Below are 26,592 nucleotides of genomic sequence, written 5' to 3'. Positions count from 1 at the left end.
TTAGAAGACCCCTTTATGGGGTTTTCTTGTTTATGGAGCTTTATTTTGTCGATATTAACTAGTGGTGATAAAGCGTTAGATTTATCCACTGCCGTGATTATGGGGATCCTTAATGTTACCCCAGATTCTTTTTCTGACGGTGGCGAGTTCGCCTCAATAGCGAGCGCCTGCCATCAAGCCGATACTATGGTTGCTCAAGGGGCGACTTTTATTGATATTGGTGGCGAGTCTACAAGACCGGGGGCTAAGGATGTCTCTGAGGCTGATGAACTCGACCGAGTTATTCCGCTGATAGAGTATGTCGCTAAAACTCATAATGTATGGATCTCAATCGATACTAGCAAGCCTGTGGTAATGAGAGCCGCTGTTGCTGCGGGGGCGCACCTGATTAATGATGTTCGGGCACTGCAAGAACCTGGTGCATTAGTGGCGGCAGCTGAGCTTGGCGTCCCTGTTTGCCTAATGCATATGCAAGGTCAACCTCGAACCATGCAACAAGCGCCAGTTTATGAAGACGTTGTTAAGGATATTGCTCAGTTTTTTGAGTGGCGTATTGAGGCTTGTCTTCAAGCGGGAGTCAAACGAGCGAATATTGTGCTCGATCCAGGATTTGGTTTTGGCAAGTCATTAGCGCATAATTACGAGATACTGCAGCGTTTAGCTGAATTGAGTACATTTGAGCTGCCAATTTTGGCTGGAATGTCTCGAAAAAGCATGTTTGGGCAACTACTTAATCGTGAAGTGCCACAAAGACTAAGTGCCTCCCTTGCTGCTAATATGTTGGCAGTACAGGCGGGCGCAAGTATTGTGCGAGTGCATGATGTACAAGAAACCGCCGACATGATGGCTGTGTTAAATGCAACAAAAAATTACAAGGATTTAGGCTGAGCACTCGCTTAGCCTAAATGAAGTATGATTGGGTAGGATCTGGGCATTCCTTTCTACCCACCGTTATTAATTTTGGAGTTTTCGTGAAACAAAGACAATTTTTTGGTACTGACGGTATTCGCGGTAAAGTAGGTGCGGGCAAAATGACCCCTGAGTTAGCGCTTAAGCTGGGCTGGGCTGCAGGAAGAGTGTTATCCCGAACGGGTACGCATAAAGTGATTATAGGTAAAGACACCCGCATTTCTGGTTATCTATTTGAATCAGCACTCGAGGCTGGGCTTTCAGCCGCAGGCCTTGATGTCATGCTGATAGGTCCAATGCCAACACCTGCCGTTGCTTATTTGACGCGAACATTCCGTGCAGAAGCTGGCATTGTGATTAGTGCATCACATAATCCTTATTATGATAATGGTATTAAGTTTTTCTATACCGATGGCAGCAAACTTGATGATGCGGTAGAACTCGAAATCGAAGCAGAATTGGAAAAGCCATTAACCTGTGTAGAGTCACACCTTTTAGGCAAAGTTTCTCGTATCGATGACGCCGCGGGTCGTTATATCGAATATTGTAAAAGTCATTTCCCAGCAGAACAAACATTAAGTGGCTTAAAAATTGTTGTCGATTGTGCTCATGGCGCAACGTACCACATCGCCCCTAGTGTATTTAAAGAACTCGGTGCTGAAGTTGTCGCCATTGGTGATAAGCCAAATGGCTTGAACATTAATGATAATGTGGGCGCAACCTCAACGGCTAAAATTTGCGAAACTGTACTGGCAGAAAATGCCGACCTTGGTATTGCACTCGATGGTGACGGTGACCGGATCATGATGGTTAACCGCCATGGACGAGTGATTGATGGCGATGAAATTCTCTACATCTTGGCTTGTGATGCGCAAAAGCGCGGTGTACTACGGGGGGGAGTTGTCGGAACATTGATGTCTAACTTAGGCTTAGATCTTGCTCTTCAAGCGCTCGATATTCCGTTTGTTCGTTCAAAAGTGGGCGACCGCTACGTAATGGAACTGCTCAAAGAGCACGATTGGCGTATCGGGGGGGAGAATTCTGGCCATATTTTAAACTTAGATCATGGTACAACGGGTGATGGTATTGTAGCGGGGATCTTGGTCCTTGCTGCCATGCGTCGTCAAAATGCCAACCTAGAGGACTTAACCGTCGGTATTACCATGCTGCCTCAAGTGTTGGTCAATGTGCGCTTTGAGGGTGCTGATGACCCATTAACGTCCGCTGAAGTGTTAGCCGCTAAAGTTGAAGTTGAACGAAAGCTTGGCGCTAGAGGTCGAGTATTATTGCGTAAATCAGGCACTGAACCTTTGCTTCGAGTGATGGTTGAAGGTGATGATGAAAATGATGTGACCAAATTTGCTAATGAAATTGCTGATGCAGTTCGCAACTTAGTCTAAATGTTCAACTGAGTTTGAGCGCATAAACGTTGATAAAGCTGTTTAAAGGAGTTGCATTGTGAATATAACTCCTTAGTCGCGTAAAAAATATGCGTTCTCGCCTAGTTTATTAAAAATTACGCTTTTAGCTATTGTAACTTAACAAGTGGTTCGATATTATTCACGCCGCTTTCAGAGGAGACCGTGATGGCACTTAGACGTCCGATGGTTGCTGGTAATTGGAAAATGAATGGCAGTGCGCAACTTGCACAAGAGCTATTCAAAAAATTCGCTACCAAGCTCCAAAATGATTCAGCTGAAGTGGTATTGTGTCCGCCTTCTATTTACTTAGAAAGTGTTCGACAGCTGCTAGATGAAAATAAAGAAGCCTTAAACGGTTGTCTTGTCAGAATGGGTTCGCAGAATGTCAGTCAACATGACTTCGGAGCTTATACTGGTGAAATATCTGGGCAGATGTTAAAAGATTCAGGATGCCGGTATGTTATTATCGGACATTCAGAACGTCGCCGTATGTACGGAGAGACGAGTGACATCGTAGCAGAGAAATTTGCTGCTGCTCAAAAACATGGTTTGACGCCAATATTATGTGTTGGTGAGTCAGGTCCAGCTCGTGAAGCAAGAAGAACTTTTGAAGTTATTGCCGAAGAGTTAGATATTGTCATTGAAAAAAATGGCACCATGGCTTTTGACAACGCTATTATCGCCTATGAGCCGCTTTGGGCTGTAGGAACAGGTAAGAGTGCTACACCAGAGCAGGCACAAGAAGTTCATGCGTTTATTCGCAAACGCCTGTCTGAAGTTTCTCCCTTTATCGGAGAAAATATCAGGATTTTGTACGGTGGTAGCGTAACACCGAGTAATGCTGCGGATTTATTTGCGCAGCCTGATGTAGACGGTGGCTTGATTGGCGGTGTAAGCCTCAATGCTACTGAATTTCTCAGTCTATGTACGATAGCGATGAGCGCATAAATATGTATGAAGTTCTAATGGTTATATACTTGTTGGTTGCTATAGGTCTAGTAGGACTTATTTTAATCCAGCAAGGTAAGGGTGCAGATATGGGAGCCTCTTTTGGCGCCGGCGCATCAAATACTCTGTTTGGTTCATCAGGTTCTGGTAACTTCTTGACTCGTTCAACAGCTGTTTTAGCAATTGGTTTTTTTGCTCTAAGTTTAACCATTGGTAACTTAAGTGCAAATCACACACAATCTGAAGACGCTTGGAACGATTTAGGTAGCGATGCAGCACAAGCTGTTGAGCAAGTTCAGCAAGAAGCTGCAAAGTCAGAAGATAAAATCCCTGACTAACCCATAGATTTTTATGGGGACTATTAATCGATTGATTAATAGAGATTGTTTAAATGACTATTAACCTCTTAACGTAGTCATTAGTAAAAACAATCGATGTACAAATTATGCGGATGTGGTGGAATTGGTAGACACGCCAGCTTGAGGGGCTGGTGAGCGCAAGCTCGTGGGGGTTCAAGTCCCCCCATCCGCACCAAATCTTTGATTTTGTTTAATGACCAAGTCAAAGATAATAAAGTGGTATATAAAGCGCTTTATTATTGCAAGTCGAGGTAATTCTCAATATACTTGCACAAGTTGTCGCGGGGTGGAGCAGTATGGTAGCTCGTCGGGCTCATAACCCGAAGGTCGTCGGTTCAAATCCGGCCCCCGCAACCAGCTTCCCAGTAAAGGATTTAGATCCTATACTGTTACAGGTTTCTGGATATATCAACCTCGTCATTACGGGGTTTTTTGTTATCTGGGAGTTACAAAACGGTCATGAAAGTGACTTTTTACTGGGGCTAATTAGGCCCTTTTTTGTTTTTCTGAGGGGTAACCTTGGCTACATTAGAACGCAAACTGGTAGAGATGCTCAAAGCGCCAGTTGAAGCATTAGGTCACGAGCTCTGGGGCTTGGAATATATTCAAGCAGGTAAGCACTCTATCTTGCGTCTATATATAGACAATGAAAAAGGTATTTTTGTTGATGACTGTGCCGATACCAGTCGTCAAGTTAGTGCTGTTATGGATGTTGAAGACCCAATTTCAACTGAGTACACGCTAGAAGTTTCTTCGCCTGGTGTCGATCGGCCATTGTTCACTGCTGAACAATATCTGCTCTATACCGGCGAAACTGTAAAAGTACAATTAACGATGCCTGTCGCAGGCGGTCGTAATTTGAAAGGTACCGTTATTGGCGTCGAGGGGCAAATGCTCACTCTGTCAGTAGAGGGTAATGAACTGATAGTTGCTTTGGATAACATCCGTAAAGGCAATTTAATCGCTAAGTTTTGATGAATTCAAGGTGAACGAGGCAAGAGAATGAATAAAGAGATCCTGCTAGTCGCTGAGGCTGTTTCGAATGAAAAAGGTGTACCACGCGAAAAGATTTTTGAAGCGTTGGAAGTTGCACTAGCCACAGCAACCAAGAAAAAATATGAAGGTGACATCGAAGTTCGTGTTGCTATTGATCGCAAAACTGGTGCCTATGAAACATTCCGTCGTTGGATGGTTGTTGAAGACACTGGCGAGCCATTAGAAAACCCTTTCCGTGAAATTACTCTCGAAGCGGCAGTATATGATGAACCTGAAATTGAGCTTGGCGGCTTTATTGAAGATGAAATCGATTCAGTAGCATTCGACCGTGTTACGACGCAAACGGCAAAGCAAGTTATCGTACAAAAAGTACGTGAAGCTGAACGCGCTCAGATTGTTGACCAATTTCGCGATCGCGAAGGTGAGTTAATTGTCGGTGTGGTTAAGAAAAGTAATCGCGAAAGTGTTGTTGTTGATTTGGGCGGTAATGCCGATGGCGTATTGTTCAAAGAAGACTTGCTCACTCGTGAGTCTTTCCGACCAGGTGATCGTGTACGTGCATTGCTTTACTCTGTACGTCCAGAAGCGCGTGGCGCTCAGTTATTTCTAACACGCACTAAGTCTGAAATGCTGATTGAGCTTTTCCGTGTTGAAGTACCTGAAATTGCCGATGAGATGATCGAAATCATGGGCGCAGCTCGTGATCCAGGTTCACGTGCAAAGATTGCAGTAAAATCTAACGACCGTCGTATCGATCCTATCGGTGCGTGTGTTGGTATGCGTGGCGCACGTGTTCAAGCCGTTTCAAACGAGCTTGGCGGTGAACGTGTTGATATCGTTCTTTGGGACGATAACCCAGCGCAATATGTTATTAACTGTATGGCACCTGCTGACGTGGCGTCAATCATCGTAGATGAAGACAACCACTCAATGGATATCGCTGTAGAGGCTGATAGCCTAGCGCAAGCAATTGGTCGTAATGGTCAGAATATTCGTCTAGCGACTCAACTGTCTGGTTGGGAACTAAACGTCATGACGGTTAATGACATGAAAGTTAAGCACCAAGCGGAAAGCGCTAAAGTGGTTAATTTACTGATTCAGGCGCTAGACGTTGATGAACAGTTTGCTCAAGTTCTGGCTGACGAAGGCTTTACCTCTTTAGAAGAGATTGCTTACGTACCAACATCAGAACTATTAGAAATAGATGGATTTGACGAAGATACCGTCGAGTCTTTAAGAGAACGTGCAAAAGCGGCGATCTCGACTCGCGCACTTGCGACTGAGGAAGCACTTGACGGTGTTTCACCAAGTGATGACCTTCTAGCGTTAGAAGGTTTGGATAAACACTCGGCATTCGTAATGGCAAGCAAAGGCGTAATCACGCTAGAAGATTTAGCCGAACAAGGCATTGATGATTTGATCGAAATTGTAGAATTAACAGAAGCAAAAGCAGGTGAGCTCATTATGGCTGCCCGTAATATCTGTTGGTTTGGCGAAGAAGCATAAGTCGATCAACAGAGGGGAATTTATACATGGCAGATACTACAGTAGACAAACTAGCCGCAGAAGTTGGGAAAAGCGCTGATCGACTCGTCGAACAGTTTTCTCAGGCTGGCATTAAGAAATCGACAAATGATACGGTTTCAGAATCTGAAAAACAGCAGTTGCTTGATTTTCTTAAGAAGCAACACGGTGGCGAAGCTGCACCAACTAAAATGACACTTCAACGCAAGTCAGTGTCGACTTTGAGCGTTGCAGGCAGTGGCGGTCAATCAAAAGACGTTAAAGTAGAAGTGCGTAAAAAGCGTACTTTTGTTAAGCGTGATGAAGCGCAAGAAGCAGAGCTTGCTGCAGCAGCAAAAGCTGAAGAAGACGCTAAAGCTGCGACAGCAAAAGCTGAAACTGAAGCGAAGAACAAAGCTGATGAAGAAGCAAAAGCCGCGAAAGCGACTGCTAAAGTAGCAAAGAAAGAAGCTGCTCCAGTGCAAACTGCAGATGAAAAAGCCGCTACAGATGAAGCTGATAAGCTTCAAGCTGCTAAAGATGAAGTTGCTATCGCTAAGGCTGATGTTGAATCAGTTGCCGCGACAGAAGAAGCGCGTCGTCTTGCTGAAGAAAACGCTAAGCGTTGGGCTGATGAAGAAAAAGCACGTAAAGAAGCTGAAAAGACGGGTGATCACCATGTGACCACCTCGACAGAAGCACGTGCTGCTGAAGATACAGCCGATGCAAAAGCAGAAAAGAGTGGACGTCGTCCACGTAAACCTTCTGCAAATGCTGGTAACAATGCAGCTCCTAATGCTAACGCTAATGCTAATGCCGGTTCTGGTCGCCCAGGTGGTAAAGGTAAGCGCGGTAAAGACAACCGTCGCGATAGCCGTAATTCACGTAATTCACGTAATACGCGCAGCGTAGCACCTGAATCAATGGATCACGCGTTCAACAAGTCAGCTGTTGTTGTAAAGGCAGAAGTTAGCATCGGTGAAACAGTTTCAGTTTCTGAACTAGCTTCAAAGATGTCAATTAAAGCGACAGAAATCATTAAGCAGATGATGAAGATGGGCTCTATGGTTACTATTAACCAAGTCCTCGATCAAGAAACTGCCCAGCTTGTTGCCGAAGAGATGGGACATAAAGTTATCCTAACTCGCGAAAACGAGCTTGAGCATCAAGTACTTGCTGACCGTAATGGCGAAGTTAAACTTGAATCACGTGCTCCAGTGGTTACTATCATGGGTCACGTCGACCATGGTAAGACATCACTACTTGATTATATTCGTCGTGCAAAAGTAGCCTCTGGCGAAGCCGGTGGTATTACTCAGCATATTGGTGCTTACCACGTTGAAACTGACAACGGTATGATCACTTTCCTAGATACACCTGGTCACGCTGCGTTTACCGCAATGCGTGCACGTGGTGCTAAAGCGACTGATATCGTTATTCTAGTTGTTGCTGCAGATGATGGCGTTATGCCACAAACAATCGAAGCTATCCAGCATGCTAAAGCAGGCGGTGTGCCACTGATTGTTGCCGTTAACAAAATGGATAAGCCAGAAGCTGATCCTGAGCGCGTTAAATCTGAACTGTCTCAACATGGCGTAATGTCAGAAGATTGGGGCGGAAACAACATGTTTGTTCACGTTTCAGCTAAGAGCGGTGAAGGTATTGATGATCTTCTTGAAGGTATCCTTCTAGAATCTGAAGTACTAGAACTTAAAGCGGTTCGTGAAGGTATGGCTGCAGGTGTTGTTGTTGAATCTAAGCTTGATAAAGGCCGTGGTCCAGTTGCAACAGTACTTGTACAAGAAGGTACCTTGAAGCAGGGCGATATCGTTCTTTGTGGCCTTGAGTACGGTAAAGTCCGTGCTATGCGCGACGAAAACGGTAAAACAATCACTGAAGCGGGTCCGTCGATTCCTGTTGAGATCTTAGGTCTTTCAGGTGTGCCATCTGCTGGTGATGAAGCGACTGTTGTACGTGATGAGCGTAAAGCGCGTGAAGTTGCATTGTACCGTCAAGGCAAGTTCCGTGATATTAAGTTGGCTCGCCAGCAGAAGTCTAAGCTTGAAAACATGTTCGCCAATATGGTTGAAGGTGAAGTTGAAGAGTTGAACTTAGTGCTTAAAGCTGATGTTCAAGGTTCTCTTGAAGCGATTGCTGATTCACTGAACAAGCTTTCTACTGATGAAGTTAAAGTTAACATCATCGCTCGTGGCGTAGGTGGACTCACTGAAACAGATGCTACTCTAGCGGCAGCATCTAACGCTATTATGATCGGCTTTAACGTTCGTGCAGATGCACAAGCGCGTAAAGTGGTTGACAGCGAAAGTGTAGATCTTCGTTACTACAGCATCATCTATCAGTTGATTGATGAAGTTAGAGACGCGATGAGCGGCATGCTAGCGCCAGAATTTAGACAAGAAATTATTGGTCTTGCTCAAGTTCGTGACGTATTTAAGTCTCCTAAGATTGGCTCAATTGCTGGTTGTATGGTGACCGAAGGTACTATCAAGCGTAGCGCTCCAATCCGCGTTCTGCGTGAGAACATTGTTATCTACGAAGGTGAGCTTGAATCTCTTCGTCGCTTTAAAGACGATGTTGCTGACGTTCGTAACGGCATGGAATGTGGTATCGGTGTGAAGAACTATAATGACGTCAGAGTTGGCGATCAGATTGAAGTCTTCGAAACCGTTGAGATAGCGCGTACTCTGTAACGCATCTTGTAACTTACTTATAGGGGCGGCGTTAGCCGCCCTTACTATTTAGGGCAAATATATCATGGCAAAAGAATTTAGTCGTACACGCCGTATAGCACAACAGCTACAACAAGAGTTGGCGCAGGTGCTACAGCGTGACATGAAAGACCCTCGTATCGGTTTTGTCACCGTTAATGATGTCGATGTTTCGCGTGACTTAAGCTATGCAAAAGTTTATGTGACTTTCTTTGAAGAAGACGAAAGTCTTGTTAAAGAAAAGGTCAAAGCATTAGATGATGCAGCGGGCTATATCCGCTCACTTGTCGCTGGGCGCATGAAATTGCGTGTGATGCCTGAACTGCGTTTTATCTATGACAGTTCATTGGTTGAAGGTATGCGTATGTCAAACCTTGTTAGCCGCGTGATCAGTAATGATGCAGCTAAGCAGCAAGAGCACGGCACTGAAGAAGACATTGAGCAAGACAGTAACAAGGCTGAGGACGACAAGTAATGGGTCGTCGTTCTCGTGGCCGTCACGTTGATGGCGTGTTACTGCTAGACAAAGATACTGGCATGAGCTCAAATTTTGCTTTGCAAAGAGTAAAGCGATTTTTTGATGCAAACAAGGCTGGCCATACTGGCGCGCTTGATCCATTAGCGACTGGCATGCTGCCTATCTGTTTAGGCGAAGCGACTAAGTTTTCCCAGCACCTACTCGATGCTGATAAACGTTACTTAGTCACGGCTAAACTCGGTGAGCGCACTGATACTAGCGATTCCGATGGTGAAGTGGTTCAGACCCGAGAAATGGATTTTACTCAAGCGCAGTTAGATACCGCTCTTGAATATTTTCGTGGCAAAACCATGCAAGTTCCTTCAATGTTCTCAGCGCTTAAATATAAAGGGCAACCTTTGTATAAGTACGCCCGTGAAGGCATTGAAGTTCCGCGTGAAGCGCGGCAGATCAATGTGTTTGAGCTTAACTTTATTAGCCTAGAAGGCAATGAGTTAACTCTAGATATACATTGTTCTAAAGGGACTTACATCCGCACGATTACCGATGATTTAGGTGAAATGCTAGGTTGTGGTGCACATGTCATTATGCTGCGTCGCACTCAAGTTGCGGGTTACCCATACGATAATATGGTGTCACTAGCACAGCTTGAAGCGCTTGTTACTCAGGTTGAAGAGGAGTCTTTAACCTTAGCAGAGGTATTGGATCCCCTTCTATTGCCGATGGATACAGCAGTGAGTGGCTTTAAAGAGATTAACGTCTCTGATGACATGGCGCCATTTTTAATGAATGGCAACCCAATACAGATTGCTAATTTGCCCGTTGATGAGCTTGTGCGGATCACTTTAGGTGATGAACGTAAGTTTGTTGGTGTAGGCCAAATGAATGATGACGGCCTGCTTGCGCCTAAGCGCCTTATCGTTTTGAGAACTGAATCTGACGAATAGCCTTGTTTTATCGTGCGATAGGGGAATCTAGTTGCTACTCCTTCGCTTAATAGGTAGAATACGCGCTCACTTTAGCTGAGTTAGTGATCGGCTAAAGATTTATTAACGCATTATTTGGAGAGACAACATGTCACTAAATGCTGAACAAACTGCTACTATTCTGGCTGAATTCGGTCGTTGTGAAAACGATACAGGTTCTTCTGAAGTTCAGGTAGCTCTGCTAACTGCACAGATTAACCACCTTCAAGGTCACTTTAAAGAGCACATCCACGATCACCATTCACGTCGTGGTCTACTACGTATGGTTAACACACGTCGTAAACTTCTTGCATATCTTAAGCGTACTGAAAACGTTCGCTACCAAGAGCTAATCAAGAAGTTAGGTCTACGTCGTTAATCTTTTATTAGATTACGTTTGACCTATTAAAAGGAGGCTTAGCCTCCTTTTTTTGTGCCTGTAATAAGCTGGATAATATTTACAATTCGTGTGGCCATTGATAGAACTGCAAGGGGATTAGATTGGGTTGCGGCTCGAGTTATCCCAAAGATTTAGTCGCTTGATGATAGCGTTTAATGTATTTATCTTCGAAGGCTTCTAATGCCAAAGGCTTGCTAAAGAAATACCCTTGACCTATTGAGCAATCACGCTCTTGCAGCCATTTAAGCTGTGCTTCGTTTTCAATTCCTTCTGCAACAATCTTTAAATTTAATTGTTTTCCTAGCATTAAAATGGTTGAAGCAATGGCACTCTCTTGCGGTAAATCACTGACAAAACATCGGTCAATTTTCATGGTAGTGATTGGCAGTTGACGCAGGTATGACAGCGAAGAGTAACCAGTACCGAAATCATCAATGGCAATGCTAAACCCTGCAGCGCGTAACTGTTCAAGTTTTTTAATCGCGAGTTGCACGTCATCAATGAGTGACGTTTCAGTGATCTCAATCTCTAATAGTTCAGCTGCAATCTGGTAGCGCAATACTGCTTGTTTTATGTCAGGTACGAGACTCGTATGTTCAAACTGTTGTGAGGCGACATTGACAGCAATAGGCAGCGAGACATTGTATTGTTGTTGCCATTTCTGAATGGTTCGGCAACTCTCCTCTATCACCCAGCGCCCGAGCGGAATGATAATGCCTGTCTCTTCGGCGACCGGTATAAACGACATCGGACTGATAAGCCGGCCATCTTTTTTCCATCGGATCAAGGCTTCGCAACCGACGAGTTCACCGGTTTTTATATCAAGCTTAGGTTGAAAATGCAGGACAAACTCTTCATTTATCAGTGCGTCATGTAAGGATGCTTCGGTTCTTAGCCGCACGGCTGCTCTCTCGGTCATCTGCTGCTTGAAGAATGCCCATTGATTAGAACCAGCCGCTTTTGCACTGTACATTGCAATATCGGCGTGGCGAATAAGATCTTCAGCGGCTAACCCGTCGTCAGGATAGAGAGATATCCCAACGGACGCGGCAGGATGAATTGCATACTCATTGAGATGCATTGGTGTATTGAGCTGCAGCAGAAGTTTCTCGACGAACTCGGCGGCGAGGGTCGGCGAGGTTAATCCATCGGCCAAAATGACAAATTCATCTCCGCCTAAACGAGCCACAGTCCCTCGCTCTCCGACTGCACTCTCGAGGACCCGTGCTATCCGCACTAGAAACTGATCACCCAATGCATGACCGAGCGAATCGTTAATATTTTTAAACCTATCTAAGTCAATGAATAGCAGCACAAACTGAGCTTTATTTACTCTAGCTCGTTGAATTGTCACCGCGATGGTCTCAAGTAAAAGGGCCCGATTAGGCAAGCCTGTCAATGAATCTCTGGTGGCCATTTTACGCAGTTTATTCTGTGTTTTGGCAAATTGAACCAGGATTTGATTGAATTTACTGGTGACAAGCCCAAGCTCATCATCCATGTGCGGCCGAGAATTTGGCAGCAGATTATCACCCGGTGATTCAGGATCTATTCTATCAATGGCTTCGCTTATTCTAGCGATAGGTTGAGTTAAGAAACGGTGAAAGACAATTGACAGTACTAATGTGAGTAAGAACGCGCGAGCGAGGGTGGCCCAGAGGCTATAACGTAACGTTGAGAATAGCGAACTGGTCAACTCTTGAACATCGTAGTTGAGAGTGAGTTTACCAATGATCTCTTTCTTATAACGACTACTGGTGAAAAAAGGGCGGTAAAGCGAGCGAGATATTTGATTGAGATCACCAAACAGTTCATCACTGATACCTTGGAATAACGTCGATGTTTTTGCTGACGGAGTGCTGTTGACGGCAACAAAGCGACTGCCATCATCTAACTCTATGGTAGCTGAATCAATATTATCGACCTTCAACAAACCTTGAATCGTTTGAGCGGCTAAAGTTTCGTCCATTGCCCAGACCGCATTAGCCGCAGGTTGTTCTACCGAATCGAGTAATTCCTGCTGCGTTGCAATAAGTTGCTGGCGTGCGTTGACAAAAGCTAACGATATTTCAACAAGAAAAATAGCAACAGCAAAAAATAACGTTGAAGAAACAACAAGTATTGTTTGCTTCCAAGTCAGTGATTTAAAATTTTCCTTTGTCAACTATTTTCCTTTATTTCAATGCCTTATGCTTGCTTAGAACGGCGGGTGATTGTATTCCAGGAAACATACTATTAGTAATCTGCTCACTTTAGAGAAAAGAATCGGCTTTGTCATTAATCATTCCCTTTATCTATTGAATAAACTTGAAGTATACTTACGCGCGTAATTAAGGTAATTAAATTTAAGGAATGGTTCACGTGAATCCAATCGTAAAGAGTTTTGAATATGGTCAGCACACCGTTACATTAGAAACGGGTGTTATCGCACGTCAAGCAGACGCCGCTGTTTTAGCAAGTATGGGTGATACAACAGTATTAGTGACTGTTGTTGGAAAGAAAGCTGAAGAGCCAGGCCGTGACTTTTTCCCGCTTACAGTTAATTACCAGGAAAGAACATACGCAGCCGGTAAAATCCCAGGCGGATTCTTCAAGCGTGAAGGTCGTCCATCTGAAAGCGAAACACTGATTGCACGTCTAATTGACCGTCCAATCCGTCCATTATTCCCAAATGGCTTCAAGAATGAAGTTCAGGTAATTATCACAGTAGTTTCTGTCGATCCTGAAATCAATCCTGATGTTATTTCGATGATTGGTACTTCGGCAGCATTGGCTATCTCTGGTCTGCCGTTCAATGGTCCACTAGGTGTGGCACGTGTTGGTTATATCGGTGGCGAATATGTGCTTAACCCAAATGTAAGTCAACTTGTTGAGAGTGATCTTGATTTAGTTGTTGCGGGTACTGATGCTGCTGTTCTAATGGTTGAATCAGAAGCAGCTTCTCTACCTGAAGAAGTTATGTTGGGTGGTGTGGTTTATGGCCATGACCAGCAGCAAGTAGTGATTAATGCTATTAGCGAGCTTAAAGCTGAAGCTGGCAAGCCTGCATGGGACTGGACAGCTCCAGTTCAAGACGCAGACCTTGTTGCTAAGATTAAAGATTTGGCTGAGGCCGACATGGCCGCTGCTTACCAAATCGAAGTTAAGCAAGATCGTTACACTCAAGTTGGCGTTGTAAAATCTGCTGCTAAAGAAGCATTATTAGCTGAAAACCCAGAAGCTAACTTGCGCGAAATCGACGGCCTTCTTGGTAGCTTAGAGAAGAAAGTCGTTCGTAGCCGTATTATTGCTGGCAACCCACGTATCGATGGTCGTGAGCCAGATATGGTTCGTGCACTTAACGTTATGGCTGGTGTTCTTCCACGTACTCACGGTAGTTCACTGTTTACTCGTGGCGAAACTCAAGCACTTGTGACTTGTACACTGGGTACTGAGCGTGACGCTCAGAAAGTTGACAGCATCATGGGCGAATACACAAATCGCTTTATGCTGCACTATAACTTCCCTCCATACTCTGTTGGTGAAACAGGTTTTGTTGGTTCGCCTAAGCGCCGCGAAATCGGTCACGGCAAGCTAGCATGGCGTGGTATGCAAGCGGTTATGCCTTCGCCTGAAGATTTCCCATACAGCATTCGTGTTGTATCAGAGATCACTGAATCTAACGGTTCAAGCTCAATGGCTTCTGTATGTGGTACGTCTCTTGCGCTTATGGATGCAGGTGTTCCAATTAAGACTTCTGTTGCAGGTATTGCAATGGGTCTAGTTAAAGAAGGCGACGATTTCGTTGTTCTTTCTGACATCCTAGGTGATGAAGATCATCTTGGTGACATGGACTTTAAAGTTGCTGGTACTCGTGACGGTATTACTGCTCTGCAGATGGATATCAAGATTGAAGGTATCACTAAAGACATCATGGAAATTGCACTGCAACAAGCTTACGGTGCACGTGTTCATATCCTAAACGTAATGGACCAAGCAATTGGTACACATCGTGACGATATCTCTGATCACGCTCCACGTATCACGACTCTTAAGATTAACCCTGAGAAAATTCGTGATGTTATCGGTAAAGGTGGTGCAACAATTCGTGCACTTACTGAAGAAACTGGTACTACAATCGAGCTTGAAGATGATGGAACAGTGAAGATTGCTTCTTCAAACGGCGAAGCAACTAAAGAAGCTATCCGTCGTATCGAAGAGATCACTGCTGAAGTTGAAGTCGGTACTGTCTACAACGGTAAAGTTGTTCGTATCGTTGACTTCGGTGCCTTCGTAACGATTCTTCCTGGTAAAGATGGTCTAGTTCATATTTCTCAAATCGCTGAAGAGCGTGTTGCGAATGTGTCTGACTACTTAGAAGTTGGCCAAGAAGTTAAAGTTAAAGTAATGGAAGTTGACCGCCAAGGTCGTGTGCGTCTTTCTATGAAAGAAGCAGCGCCTAAAGTTGAAGCTCCTGTTGCAGAATAAACCATAACGGTTTGTTTAAAAGGAGGCCATACGGCCTCCTTTTTTGTGCCTGTGATTTATTTCAACCATTTTTGTGATCAGCAAAATGACCTAAGATGGACAGAAAAGAGGCAGTCGTTGGGTAATAATTAGCGTAAATGAGATTATTTTTCAATTCCTTGATAGCAGTAGTAACAGGGGATTGCTATTATTGGGGCTATTGCTGAACTCAAAAGGTTAAATGGATGAATCAAAAGATGCGTACCAGCGTGGTTGTGGTGATTGCCGGGATCAGTATGTTGCTGACCGGGTGTGTCTCAACTCAATCAGGTAGCAACCAACAAGCCTCCATCAAAGTCGCGCCAGTTTCCCCAGACTATAAATTAGAGATAACCTTAGCTAAGCTCAATGAAATATTATCGAGTATGGAGTTGACGCAAGAGCAGCGTGCGCGTTTTCACTATGATCGTGGCGTGATCTATGATCGAGTCGGTTTACGGATTCTTAGCCGTATTGATTTTCATCAAGCCCTTAAATTACAGCCCAATCTAGCTGATGCTTATAACTTCCTTGGCATTTATTACACTCAAGAAAATGAGTTCGAAAGTGCCTATGAAGCGTTTGATGCTGTGTTAGAACTGTCTCCAGAATATGATTACGCTTATCTTAATCGCGGTATTTCATTGTATTATGGTGAGCGTTCAGAACTTGCAGTCTCGGACATGGATGCATTCTATAGCAAGGACACCTCGGACGGTTACCGCGTACTATGGCTATATATAGCAGAAAGAGAAGTCGACGCACAAAGCGCAACGTTGAGAATGACAGCTAACCGCGCGAAATTAAACCCAGATGCTTGGTCAACGGCGTTAGTGGATTACTATCTCGGCACTAAAGATAAAGAAGCTGTTTTCGCTTTAGCAAAAGAGGGCTTAAAGCATCCAAATGAGTATGCTGAACGTTTATGTGAAGCCTATTTCTATATGGCTAAGATAGCCCAGCAACGTGGTGATAATGCCGAAGCAGCTAATTATTTTAGACTTGCGCTAGCGACCAACATCTATGATTTTGTAGAGCACAGATATGCACGTTTAGAGCTTGCCCGAGTGAATGCAGCAATGGCTACTGTCGTCAATTAAGTTTGGCTACGAATTATTTTTGAAGCAAGCCTCCTTTTTGGAGGCTTTTTTATTGAGCTGTTGCTATTTCAAATCAGTTTCAATATTGATTTAAGCGACGGCACTGGTAGCCAAAATATAGGTGAGCAGCTATAATTGCCGCCTTTGTGCACTCCCAGAATTACAGGTAAACATGTCAGGCAATAAAGTTGAGGTCGACAAGCGTCGTACTTTTGCCATCATCTCTCACCCAGATGCGGGTAAAACCACCATTACTGAAAAAGTTCTTTTGTTCGGAAACGCTTTGCAAAAAGCGGGAACAGTAAAAGGCAAAAAATCAGGTCAGCATGCTAAATCTGACTGGATGGAGATGGAAAAAGATCGTGGAATTTCAATTACGACATCTGTGATGCAATTTCCGTACAGTGATACCTTAATTAACTTGCTTGATACGCCTGGTCATGAAGACTTCTCTGAAGATACTTATCGTACCTTAACGGCTGTCGACTCATGTTTGATGGTTATCGATTCCGCTAAAGGTGTTGAGCAACGTACTATTAAGTTGATGGAAGTGACCCGTCTACGTGATACGCCAATCGTTACCTTCATGAACAAACTCGATCGTGATATTCGCGACCCCGTCGAACTGATGGATGAAGTTGAAGAGGTGCTTAATATTAAATGTGCACCTATCACTTGGCCCATTGGTGCAGGTAAAGAGTTTAAAGGTGTTTATCACCTACTGCGTGATGAGGTTATTCTTTATCAAGGTGGTATGGGGCATACAATACAAGATTCAAAAATCATCAAGGGTTTAGATAACCCTGAACTTGACGACGCTATTGGCACCTATGCTGACGAAGTGCGTGAAGAGATGGAGCTTGTTGTTGGCGCTTCACATGAATTTGATCATGAGCTGTTTTTAAAAGGCGAACTGACACCCGTTTACTTTGGTACCGCGTTGGGTAACTTTGGTGTTGATCATATTCTTGATGGTATTGTTGAGTGGGCGCCTACTCCGCAGGCCCGTGAAACCGAAACACGAGTTATCGAGCCTAGCGAATCTAAGTTCAGTGGCTTTATATTTAAGATCCAAGCAAATATGGATCCTAAACATCGTGATCGCGTTGCCTTTATGCGTGTCTGTTCTGGTCGTTATGAGCAGGGCATGAAGATGCATCATGTGCGTTTAGGTAAAGATGTCAACGTGAGCGATGCTCTGACCTTTATGGCTGGTGATCGTAACCGTGCCGAGGCCGCTTATCCTGGCGATATTATTGGTTTGCATAACCACGGTACCATTCGTATTGGCGATACCTTTACTCAAGGTGAAAAGCTGCGTTTTACCGGTATTCCTAACTTTGCACCGGAAATGTTCCGTCGTATTCGTCTAAGAGATCCACTAAAGCAAAAGCAATTGCTTAAAGGGTTAGTGCAGCTATCTGAAGAGGGTGCTGTACAGGTATTTAGACCCATCGATAGCAATGACCTCATTGTTGGTGCGGTCGGTGTGTTGCAGTTTGAAGTGGTTGTTGGTCGACTAAAGACTGAATATAAAGTTGAAGCTATTTATGAAGCAATCAGTGTTGCGACTGCACGTTGGGTTTATTGTGACGATCACAAAAAACTTGATGAGTTTAGCCGTAAATGCAGCATGAACTTAGCACTCGATGGCGGCGATAATCTGACTTACATCGCTCCAACGATGATTAACTTAAACTTGTCGATGGAACGTTATCCAGATATTGAATTCGCTAAGACGCGTGAGAACTAATCTCAGCTGATGATGTTCAATAATGAAACCCAAGCAAATGCTTGGGTTTTTTATTGGGCTAATAGAAATATAACGAGCTTCATTTCATCAGCGTTAGTGACTATGCTGGGTTCTATATTTGAAGTGCGTGATGACTTACTGTAAAGATTAACAATGCAGTGCGGCCGTTAGCGAGATAATACTGATAAGTAACATAAATAGGGAACTTGAGCATAAATGGCGATAGTAGAGATGAATTCCAGCCCCGAACAGCAGCCTAAAATGAGTCCTTTAATCGACAGCCATGCGCATTTAGACTTTGCTGAGTTTGATCATGATAGAGCTGAGCTGTTTGAAAAGATGAAGGCACAAGGGATCACTCAAGTCGTGATCCCGGGGGTTTCAGAAGACAAATGGCTTAACCAACTTCACATTGCTAGCACCTATAATTGCGCTTTTGCTTTAGGGGTACACCCATGGTTTTGTGATTCAATGACAGAGCAAACGTTACCTAATCTCAGACAGTTACTGTTGAATCTGCATCAACAGCGAAAACTTGTTGCAATTGGCGAGTGTGGTTTAGATAAGTTACATAAAAGTAATTTCACTACGCAATTGTCAGTGTTCAGAGCGCACATTTTACTGGCTCAAGAATTCGATCTACCTCTCATTATTCACTGTGTTAAAAGCCATGAAGAGATGCTAGGTCTACTGAAAAGCGCAAAAAATGCTAAAAAAGGAGTGATCCATGGCTTTTACGGCGGGCCAGAGCTTGCTTTGCGTTATGTTAATTTAGGTTACAAATTAGGGATAGGTGGTTTGCTATTAAATGATAGCGCTAAAAAACTCCAACAAACGGTAGCACAATTGCCCCTCAGTGCATTTGTATTAGAAACAGATTCTCCTGCTATGAGCCCTATAAGTAGCGAGAATGATCGAAATACTCCGTTGATTTTGCCTTTGTTACTCAAAAAAATAGCAAGTTTACAAAAGAAAACGAATGTTCTTATATCAGAACAGTTGTATTTTAATGCAACGCAACTCTTTGACCTTTAGTTTTTTTTGATTAAACAGATGTAACTCGCATCAGAATAACCAACGAAATCATTGAAATAAAACTTCAAAAATTTGATCAATACGACGCTTTTAGGCTTCCGCTCGGGTATAATCGACCGCGGAAAAAGGTTGGTTAACAACATAATTAAAAAGTATTAACATATAGGGTGATGGTTAATGGATATTTTAATGAGTTTAGTAGGGGTGGTCACCTTACTTGCGATCGCTTTCGGGCTTTCAAATAATAAAAAAGCAATTAACAAACGTACCGTTTTTGGTGCATTAGCAATTCAGGCCATTTTTGGTGGTTTCGTATTGTATGTACCAGTTGGGCAAGAAGTGCTTGGCGGTGTTTCAATGGGTGTTGCCAATGTTATTGGTTATTCTCAAGCTGGTATCGACTTCCTATTCGGTGGTCTAGGTACTGACGCTATGTTCGCAAACGGTGTTGGCTTCGTCTTCGCTATCCGCGTTCTACCCGTTATTATCTTCTTCTCTTCTTTGATTGCTGTACTTTATTACCTTGGCATCATGCAGATGGTTATTAAGTTCATCGGTGGTGGTCTACAGAAGGCACTAGGTACAAGCCGTACAGAATCTATGGCTGCTACTGCAAACATCTTCGTTGGTCAAACAGAAGCGCCGCTTGTTGTACGTCCTTTCATTGCGACTATGACGAACTCTGAGCTATTCGCAATCATGGTTGGTGGTTTAGCATCAATCGCGGGTGCGGTACTTGCTGGTTATGCAGGTATGGGCGTTAAAATAGAATACTTGGTTGCTGCCTCTTTCATGGCTGCTCCTGGTGGTCTTATGATGGCTAAGCTTATCCATCCAGAGACTGAAGCAACTAAAAACGACATGGACGATCTGCCTGAAGACACTGATAAGCCAGCTAACGTCATCGACGCTGCTGCTGCCGGTGCTGCTTCTGGTATGCATTTAGCACTAAACGTTGGTGCAATGCTTCTTGCTTTCGTTGGTCTTATCGCGATGCTTAACGGTTTGTTAGGTGGTCTTGGTGGATTAGTTGGTTTTGAGAACTTAACTCTAGAGCTTATCTTAGGTTACTTGTTCATGCCTCTAGCATTCCTTATCGGTGTGCCTTGGAATGAAGCAATGGTTGCAGGTTCTTTCATTGGTCAGAAGATCATTGTTAACGAATTCGTCGCTTACCTAAACTTCGCACCTTACCTAAAAGATATTGCTGATGGCGGTATGGTAGTTGCTGAAACTGGTCTTGCTATGACTGATAGAACTAAAGCTATCATCTCATTCGCACTCTGTGGATTTGCTAACTTATCTTCAATCGCAATTCTACTTGGTGGTCTAGGCGCTATGGCTCCAAGCCGTCGTCATGACCTTGCTAAGTTAGGTGTTCGTGCCGTTATAGCTGCGTCGCTAGCGAACCTAATGAGTGCCACAATTGCGGGTCTTTTCTTAGCATTGTAAGCACTTTGAGATTGGGTAGGCAATCGTCGCCCAATCTAGGCTCTGCTCTTGTTGAGCAGAGCCACTATTAAGTCAATCGTTTTCCAATTAAGAATTTTTTACGAAATGATCAATAACTAAGGTTAGGGTTCCTTTCGGCATAAAAACGACAATAACAATGATATGGCAGCTTAATCTGTCGATAAATCATGACTTTGTTCGAATGTTAAAACTTAGTGTTCGCATTTTTACATAAATACTGTTGAAGTTTGGCATAAATTAAGTAAAATGCGACGCCATAAAAAAGAAACGCTGACTCTTCATAAAGTAGAGCGGTAAAACCATAAATAAATGGGGTTGATGATGAAAAACGTTAAAACTATAGCACTCGCTACAGCACTCGCAGCAACAGCAGCAATGTCTGCACCAACATTCGCAGCAGATCGCGGCGATGATATCCGTTCTGGCGATTACAGCTGGATGCAGTTCAACGCAATGTATGCGTTCAACGAGCTTCCACGTTCTGACGCTGATGACGGCGGACATGACTATCTAGAAATGGAATTCGGCGGCCGCGCTGGTGTTGTTGACCTATACGGTTATGTCGATGTTTTCAACCTTGCAACTGGTGATTCTGGCGATAAAGCTACAGGCACTGGCAAAAGCAAGATGTTCATGAAGTTCGCTCCTCGTTTCTCTATCGATGCGATGACTGGTTGGGATCTTTCTGCTGGTCCTATCCAAGAAGTTTACATCTCAACTCTATTCAACTGGGGTGGCGGTGTTATCGGCGAAGATGTTAACTCATCTTTCTGGGGTATCGGTGCTGACGTAATGGTTCCATGGTTAGGTAAAACTGGCATGAACGTATACGCTTTTTACGACATGAATGCTAAAGAGTGGAACGGTTATCAGTTCTCTATGAACTGGTTCAAGCCTTTCATGAACTTCGACAATGGTAGCTTTGTGTCTTTCCAAGGTTATGTTGATTACCAGTTTGGTGCTGACTCAAATTCAACTGCTTTCGTACCTACTACATCTAGTGGTGGTGCTGCATACTTCGGTGTGCATTGGCATTCAGACAACTATGCTCTTGGTTATGGTCTAAAAGCATACCAAGATGTTTACCTAGTTGAAGATGGTGTTGGCGCACTAGATCTAGAAGCAACTGGTTTCGCACATTATCTAACGGCTACTTACAAGTTCTAAGCAATCGCTTAAAACATAGTTAAGTATATGTCAGAGCCGCGTAGTTTCGCGGCTCTAACTAACGTTTACACACTGTAACGTTGACGATTAAATTTATAATACAACTTTTGCTGAATTGATAAGGTAAACGTCTTAATTTTTACTTAAGCATGAACTATATTTAATGAACTTGTTTAGGTAAGTATTAATTGAAAGTGATATAAGATTTATTACGCGCTAAAAGGGACTTTTCGCGGAAAGGCAGACATAAGCAGTACCAATCTCCCTTCCCGGTCTTCATGGATTCAAGTCGTGACACTAGTGTCAAGATTATTGCAGCTCAAGACGTTGCAATGTTGGATACCTGAATATTGACCTTAAGTTGAATATGGTTCACCACTATTCATCATTTAAGGTCTGGCAATGCTCGAAGGCCCGGCCCATAAAAATAATCAAAAAAAAGCCACTTCTAAGCACAGCCTTACGACAAATTTCTATCAAAAATTTTACTATTTGAATATGTCTCGGAGAGCTATTATGAGCGACTTAAAAAAAGCAGCACAACAAGCCATTAGTTTAATGGATCTAACCACGCTTAATGATGATGATACTGATCAAAAGGTCATTGAGCTTTGTCATAAAGCAAAGACACCAGCTGGTGATACCGCTGCCATCTGTATTTTTCCTCGCTTCATTCCTATTGCTCGTAAAACACTGAATGAAATTGGTGGCGACGACATTAAGATCGCAACTGTGACAAACTTCCCACACGGTAATGATGATATTGCTATCGCAGTATTGGAAACCCGTGCTGCAGTCGCTTACGGCGCAGACGAAGTCGATGTTGTTTTCCCATACCGCGCCCTAATGGCAGGTAATGAGACCGTCGGATTTGAACTCGTTAAAGCATGTAAAGAAGCTTGTGGCGACGATGCAATCTTAAAAGTCATCATCGAGTCTGGTGTATTACAAGATCCTGCGCTAATCCGCAAAGCTTCTGAACTCGCTATCGACGCTGGTGCTGATTTCATTAAGACCTCTACGGGGAAAGTTGCTGTTAACGCAACTCTTGAAGCCGCAGAGATCATGATGACAGTGATCAGCGAAAAGAATACTAAGGTTGGCTTTAAGCCTGCTGGCGGCGTAAAAGATGCTGCAGCTGCTGCAGAGTTTTTAGGTGTTGCTGCACGTCTTCTTGGTGATGACTGGGCTACTTCAGCTACATTCCGATTTGGCGCTTCTAGCTTACTGACTAACCTACTGCATACGCTTGAGTTAGGTGATGTAGCCAAAGGACCACAAGGTTACTAATCTTTACTGATTAAGCTTGTTGTTAAGTGTGATCTAAATCTAATTAGGTGTATCAAAAGTTCGTTAGTATGTAACTATATTACAGCTTTTGATTTCACTTTAGCAGGTTGTTAACTAAAAATACCATTAGATGGGAATTTAGTTACATTCTTGGAGGTAGTACATGTTTTTAGCTCAAGAAATTATTCGTAAAAAACGTAATGCTGAAGTCCTTTCAACAGAAGAGATCCAATTTTTTGTTAAAGGCATCACTAATAATACCGTTTCAGAAGGTCAAATAGCGGCGCTTGGCATGGCTGTTTACTTCAACGATATGAATATGGATGAGCGTATCGCGCTGACCACTTCAATGCGTGATTCTGGTACGGTTCTCGATTGGAAATCACTAGACCTTAATGGTCCTATTATCGATAAGCACTCAACTGGCGGTGTGGGGGATGTCATTAGTTTGATGTTAGGCCCAATGGCGGCAGCTTGTGGTGGTTATGTACCGATGATTTCAGGTCGTGGACTGGGTCATACGGGTGGCACTCTCGATAAGTTTGATGCTATTCCTGGCTACAACACCGAACCCGATAGTGCACTATTCCGCAAAGTCGTAAAAGAAGCGGGTGTAGCCATTATTGGTCAAACAGGCGATCTTGTTCCTGCCGATAAACGCTTTTACTCTATTCGTGATAACACCGCTACCGTTGAATCTATCTCGCTTATTACGGCCTCTATCTTGTCTAAAAAGCTTGCTGCGGGTCTCGATGCTCTTGCTATGGACGTCAAAGTCGGTACTGGCGCCTTTATGCCAACGTATGAAGCCTCTGAAGAGCTAGCACGCAGTATTACTGCGGTAGCTAACGGCGCAGGCACTAAGACGACAGCACTACTAACTGACATGAACCAAGTATTGGCATCGTGTGCGGGTAACGCAGTAGAAGTCAAAGAAGCCGTCGACTTTATGACAGGTGCATACCGCAACCCACGTCTTTACGAAGTCACTATGGGCCTTTGTGCTGAAATGCTGATCCTTGGTGGTATTGCAAGTAATGAAGCTGAAGCTCGCGCTAAACTTAACCAAGTATTGGATAACGGTAAAGCAGCGGAAATATTTGGCCGTATGGTATCGGGTCTTGGCGGACCAACAGACTTTGTAGAAAACTACGGTAAATACCTGCCAGATTCAAAGATTATTCGTCCTATTTATGCTGACCAAGTAGGTTTTGCTACGGGCATGGATACACGTGAACTCGGTCTTGCCGTTGTCACTTTAGGTGGCGGACGTCGCAAACCTGGTGACACGCTTGATTACAGCGTAGGACTGACTAAAGTGTGCGCACTTGGCGATGAAATTAGCGCCGATAAGCCTATTGCATTTATACACGCTCAATCTGAAGACGCCTTTGCTGAAGCACAAGCTGCAGTGAAAAAAGCGATTCATATTGGCGATACCAAGCCAGAGAAAACTCCTGAGATATATCGCTATATCCGTGAGTCAGATCTGTAACGGAGCACAGTTTATGAAACGTACTATAATCATGATGCTAGATTCATTTGGCGTTGGTGCAGCAAAAGATGCTGAAGCATTTGGCGATGTCGGAGCAGATACTTTCGGGCATATTGCACAAGCATGCGCGGAAGGTAAAGCAAATGAAGGTCGTGAAGGGCCACTAAAACTACCTAACTTGGCTCGTCTAGGCTTAGGTCATGCATCTAAAGAGAGCACGGGCGAGTTTCCGGCTGGATTTGGTGATGACGTTGAGATCATTGGGGCTTATGGCCACGCAGATGAATTAAGTTCAGGCAAAGATACCCCAAGTGGACATTGGGAAATGGCGGGTGTCCCTGTGTTGTATGAATGGGGCTACTTTAGCGATTTAAGCAACTCTTTTCCGCAGGAACTTACAGACAAAATTCTTGCGCGAGCAGGTTTGACTGAGTTTATGGGCAACTGCCACTCTTCAGGTACTGTGATTTTAGAGCAGCTTGGTGAAGAGCATATGCGCACGGGTAAGCCAATTTTCTATACCTCTGCTGATTCGGTGTTCCAAATTGCTTGTCATGAAGAAAGTTTTGGTCTTGAGAAGCTGTATGAGCTTTGTATCATTGCTCGTGAAGAACTTGCCGATTACAATATTGGCCGCGTTATTGCTCGTCCATTTGTAGGCACTGATGCAAGTAACTTTGAGCGTACTGGTAATCGTCGTGACTATGCGGTTAAGCCACCAGCACCGACAGTGTTGGATAAGCTAAAAGATGCCGGCGGCGAAGTGGTTAGTGTGGGTAAAATTGCTGACATTTATGCGCATTGTGGCATTACTAAAAAAGTAAAGGCAACAGGGCTTGAAGCACTGTTTGACGCGACTTTAGAGCAAGTTAAACAAGCGGGTGACAATACGATTGTATTCACTAACTTTGTTGACTTTGACTCACATTTCGGCCATCGCCGTGATGTTGCGGGCTACGCACGCAGCCTAGAGTATTTTGATTCACGTTTACCTGAAATTCTAGCCTTGCTAGATGAAGATGATTTCTTACTGCTAACTGCAGATCACGGTTGTGATCCAACATGGCCTGGTAGTGATCATACTCGTGAAAGAGTACCTGTTCTTGCTTATGGCGCAGGTTTAGCACCTGGGTCGCTTGGACTACGTAATAGTTTTGCTGATATGGGCCAATCAATTGCGAGTTACTTTAAGCTTGAACCAATGGAATATGGCGAATCTTTTATTCGTTCATAAACGAACTAAATTTTAAATTTGGCGGCTCACTTTGGGCCGCTCGCAAACATAGACTCAAGTATTAACGACAGTCTGAAAAATATAAATAGGGGTTTTCTGATGGCTACACCACACATTAATGCCGTAGACGGTGCATTTGGCGATACAGTTCTATTTCCTGGCGATCCATTACGCGCTAAATATATTGCTGAAACGTTTCTAGAAGACGTTGTGCAAGTTACTGATGTTCGTAACATGCTAGGCTTTACTGGTACTTATAAAGGTACTCGCATTTCAGTGATGGGTTCAGGTATGGGTATCCCATCTTGTTCAATCTATGCAACTGAACTTATTAGAGATTACGGTGTTAAAAACCTAATCCGTGTTGGTACTTGTGGTGCTGTTAGCACTGACGTAAAAGTACGTGACGTGTTAATCGGAATGGGAGCTTGTACCGATTCTCAAGTGAACCGTCTACGTTTTAAAGGTCAAGACTTTGCCGCTATCGCTGATTACAGCCTACTTAGCGCCGTGGTTAAAGCTGCTGAAGCTAAAGGTACTAAATTCCGCGTTGGTAACATTTTTTCTGCTGATCTTTTCTATACGCCAGATCCAGAAATGTTCGATGTTATGGAAAAGATGAACATCTTGGGTGTCGAAATGGAAGCTGCTGGTCTTTACGGTGTAGCTGCTGAGTTCGGTGCTAAAGCGTTGTGCGTTTGTACTGTATCTGATCATATCCGTACCGGTGAAAAGACCTCTTCTGAAGAGCGTCAAACTACTTTCAACGAAATGATTGAAATGACACTTGAAGCTGCAATCACGCTTTAGTTTGTGATGCTGTAACGTGAATAGATTGGTTTGACTAATCTA

Annotated in this window: 21 protein-coding genes and 2 tRNA genes; 22 read left to right on the top strand and 1 reads right to left on the bottom strand. The window is 43.8% G+C overall.

The genetic code is table 11. The features are described from left to right. Nucleotides 1-99 precede the first annotated feature (99 nt). The 12 genes from folP (at nucleotide 100) to rpsO (ending at nucleotide 10,687) form a co-directional block, all read left to right on the top strand. Nucleotides 100-888: a dihydropteroate synthase gene (gene folP, locus CXF86_RS09015; protein ID WP_374702333.1), complete on the top strand. Its 789-nt coding sequence runs from the start codon at nucleotides 100-102 to the stop codon at nucleotides 886-888. A gap of 83 nt (nucleotides 889-971) precedes the next feature. Beyond that, nucleotides 972-2,309 carry a phosphoglucosamine mutase gene (glmM, locus tag CXF86_RS09010; RefSeq protein WP_101089994.1) on the top strand — a complete coding sequence of 446 codons (1,338 nt, stop codon included), beginning with the start codon at nucleotides 972-974 and terminating at the stop codon, nucleotides 2,307-2,309. A gap of 186 nt (nucleotides 2,310-2,495) precedes the next feature. Further along, nucleotides 2,496-3,278: a triose-phosphate isomerase gene (tpiA, locus tag CXF86_RS09005; protein ID WP_101089995.1), complete on the top strand. Its 783-nt coding sequence runs from the start codon at nucleotides 2,496-2,498 to the stop codon at nucleotides 3,276-3,278. 2 nt (nucleotides 3,279-3,280) lie between these two features. Next, a complete protein-coding gene (gene secG / locus CXF86_RS09000) occupies nucleotides 3,281-3,616 on the top strand; it encodes a preprotein translocase subunit SecG (RefSeq protein ID WP_101089996.1) in 336 nt (111 codons plus the stop codon). Between the two features lie 109 nt (nucleotides 3,617-3,725). After that, nucleotides 3,726-3,812 (top strand) — tRNA-Leu (locus CXF86_RS08995). Nucleotides 3,813-3,917: 105 nt separating this feature from the next. Continuing rightward, nucleotides 3,918-3,994: transfer RNA gene (locus CXF86_RS08990), tRNA-Met, on the top strand. 162 nt (nucleotides 3,995-4,156) lie between these two features. Continuing rightward, entirely contained in the window at nucleotides 4,157-4,612 is a 456-nt protein-coding gene (gene rimP / locus CXF86_RS08985; protein ID WP_101089997.1) for a ribosome maturation factor RimP, read from the top strand. Nucleotides 4,613-4,639: 27 nt separating this feature from the next. Continuing rightward, a complete protein-coding gene (nusA, locus tag CXF86_RS08980; protein ID WP_101089998.1) occupies nucleotides 4,640-6,139 on the top strand; it encodes a transcription termination factor NusA in 1,500 nt (499 codons plus the stop codon). A 26-nt stretch (nucleotides 6,140-6,165) separates the two neighbouring features. After that, a complete protein-coding gene (gene infB / locus CXF86_RS08975; RefSeq protein WP_101089999.1) occupies nucleotides 6,166-8,847 on the top strand; it encodes a translation initiation factor IF-2 in 2,682 nt (893 codons plus the stop codon). Between the two features lie 64 nt (nucleotides 8,848-8,911). Next, nucleotides 8,912-9,340, top strand: a complete 429-nt coding sequence (gene rbfA, locus CXF86_RS08970; RefSeq protein ID WP_101090000.1) for a 30S ribosome-binding factor RbfA — start codon at nucleotides 8,912-8,914, stop codon at nucleotides 9,338-9,340. After that, a complete protein-coding gene (gene truB / locus CXF86_RS08965) occupies nucleotides 9,340-10,290 on the top strand; it encodes a tRNA pseudouridine(55) synthase TruB (RefSeq protein WP_101090001.1) in 951 nt (316 codons plus the stop codon). Before rbfA ends, truB begins: the two co-directional genes overlap by 1 nt. A 127-nt stretch (nucleotides 10,291-10,417) precedes the next feature. Continuing rightward, nucleotides 10,418-10,687, top strand: a complete 270-nt coding sequence (gene rpsO / locus CXF86_RS08960; RefSeq protein ID WP_101090002.1) for a 30S ribosomal protein S15 — start codon at nucleotides 10,418-10,420, stop codon at nucleotides 10,685-10,687. A 139-nt stretch (nucleotides 10,688-10,826) separates the two neighbouring features. On the opposite strand, the gene CXF86_RS08955 is transcribed toward rpsO, so the two are convergent. Further along, nucleotides 10,827-12,872: a putative bifunctional diguanylate cyclase/phosphodiesterase gene (locus CXF86_RS08955; RefSeq protein ID WP_101090003.1), complete on the bottom strand. Its 2,046-nt coding sequence runs from the start codon at nucleotides 12,870-12,872 to the stop codon at nucleotides 10,827-10,829. Nucleotides 12,873-13,069: 197 nt separating this feature from the next. Between CXF86_RS08955 and pnp the strand changes: the two genes are divergently transcribed. From pnp to deoD, 10 genes are all read left to right on the top strand, one after another. Beyond that, a complete protein-coding gene (gene pnp, locus CXF86_RS08950) occupies nucleotides 13,070-15,175 on the top strand; it encodes a polyribonucleotide nucleotidyltransferase (RefSeq protein WP_101090004.1) in 2,106 nt (701 codons plus the stop codon). Between the two features lie 224 nt (nucleotides 15,176-15,399). Continuing rightward, nucleotides 15,400-16,293 carry a lipoprotein NlpI gene (nlpI, locus tag CXF86_RS08945; RefSeq protein WP_101090005.1) on the top strand — a complete coding sequence of 298 codons (894 nt, stop codon included), beginning with the start codon at nucleotides 15,400-15,402 and terminating at the stop codon, nucleotides 16,291-16,293. Between the two features lie 172 nt (nucleotides 16,294-16,465). Next, nucleotides 16,466-18,046, top strand: a complete 1,581-nt coding sequence (gene prfC / locus CXF86_RS08940; protein WP_101090006.1) for a peptide chain release factor 3 — start codon at nucleotides 16,466-16,468, stop codon at nucleotides 18,044-18,046. 216 nt (nucleotides 18,047-18,262) lie between these two features. Continuing rightward, the gene (locus CXF86_RS08935) at nucleotides 18,263-19,081 is read left to right on the top strand and encodes a TatD family hydrolase (RefSeq protein WP_257985320.1); all 819 of its coding nucleotides are present in this window, start codon (nucleotides 18,263-18,265) and stop codon (nucleotides 19,079-19,081) included. Between the two features lie 177 nt (nucleotides 19,082-19,258). Beyond that, nucleotides 19,259-20,533, top strand: a complete 1,275-nt coding sequence (locus CXF86_RS08930) for a NupC/NupG family nucleoside CNT transporter (protein ID WP_101090007.1) — start codon at nucleotides 19,259-19,261, stop codon at nucleotides 20,531-20,533. 342 nt (nucleotides 20,534-20,875) lie between these two features. Then, the gene (locus CXF86_RS08925; protein WP_101090008.1) at nucleotides 20,876-21,721 is read left to right on the top strand and encodes a nucleoside-specific channel-forming Tsx family protein; all 846 of its coding nucleotides are present in this window, start codon (nucleotides 20,876-20,878) and stop codon (nucleotides 21,719-21,721) included. A 516-nt stretch (nucleotides 21,722-22,237) separates the two neighbouring features. After that, the gene (gene deoC / locus CXF86_RS08920; protein ID WP_101090009.1) at nucleotides 22,238-23,011 is read left to right on the top strand and encodes a deoxyribose-phosphate aldolase; all 774 of its coding nucleotides are present in this window, start codon (nucleotides 22,238-22,240) and stop codon (nucleotides 23,009-23,011) included. 163 nt (nucleotides 23,012-23,174) lie between these two features. After that, the gene (gene deoA, locus CXF86_RS08915) at nucleotides 23,175-24,506 is read left to right on the top strand and encodes a thymidine phosphorylase (RefSeq protein WP_101090010.1); all 1,332 of its coding nucleotides are present in this window, start codon (nucleotides 23,175-23,177) and stop codon (nucleotides 24,504-24,506) included. Between the two features lie 13 nt (nucleotides 24,507-24,519). Then, nucleotides 24,520-25,740 carry a phosphopentomutase gene (locus tag CXF86_RS08910; RefSeq protein ID WP_101090011.1) on the top strand — a complete coding sequence of 407 codons (1,221 nt, stop codon included), beginning with the start codon at nucleotides 24,520-24,522 and terminating at the stop codon, nucleotides 25,738-25,740. A gap of 99 nt (nucleotides 25,741-25,839) precedes the next feature. Then, on the top strand, nucleotides 25,840-26,550 hold the full coding sequence (gene deoD / locus CXF86_RS08905) for a purine-nucleoside phosphorylase (RefSeq protein WP_101090012.1): 711 nt from the start codon (nucleotides 25,840-25,842) through the stop codon (nucleotides 26,548-26,550). The last annotated feature ends 42 nt before the right edge of the window (nucleotides 26,551-26,592 follow it).

The organism is Shewanella sp. GutCb (assembly GCF_002836135.1).
In the GTDB taxonomy this organism is placed as follows: Bacteria; Pseudomonadota; Gammaproteobacteria; order Enterobacterales; family Shewanellaceae; genus Shewanella.
Note: the sequence above shows the minus strand (reverse complement) of the source record. Positions and strands in the feature narration are given on the sequence as shown.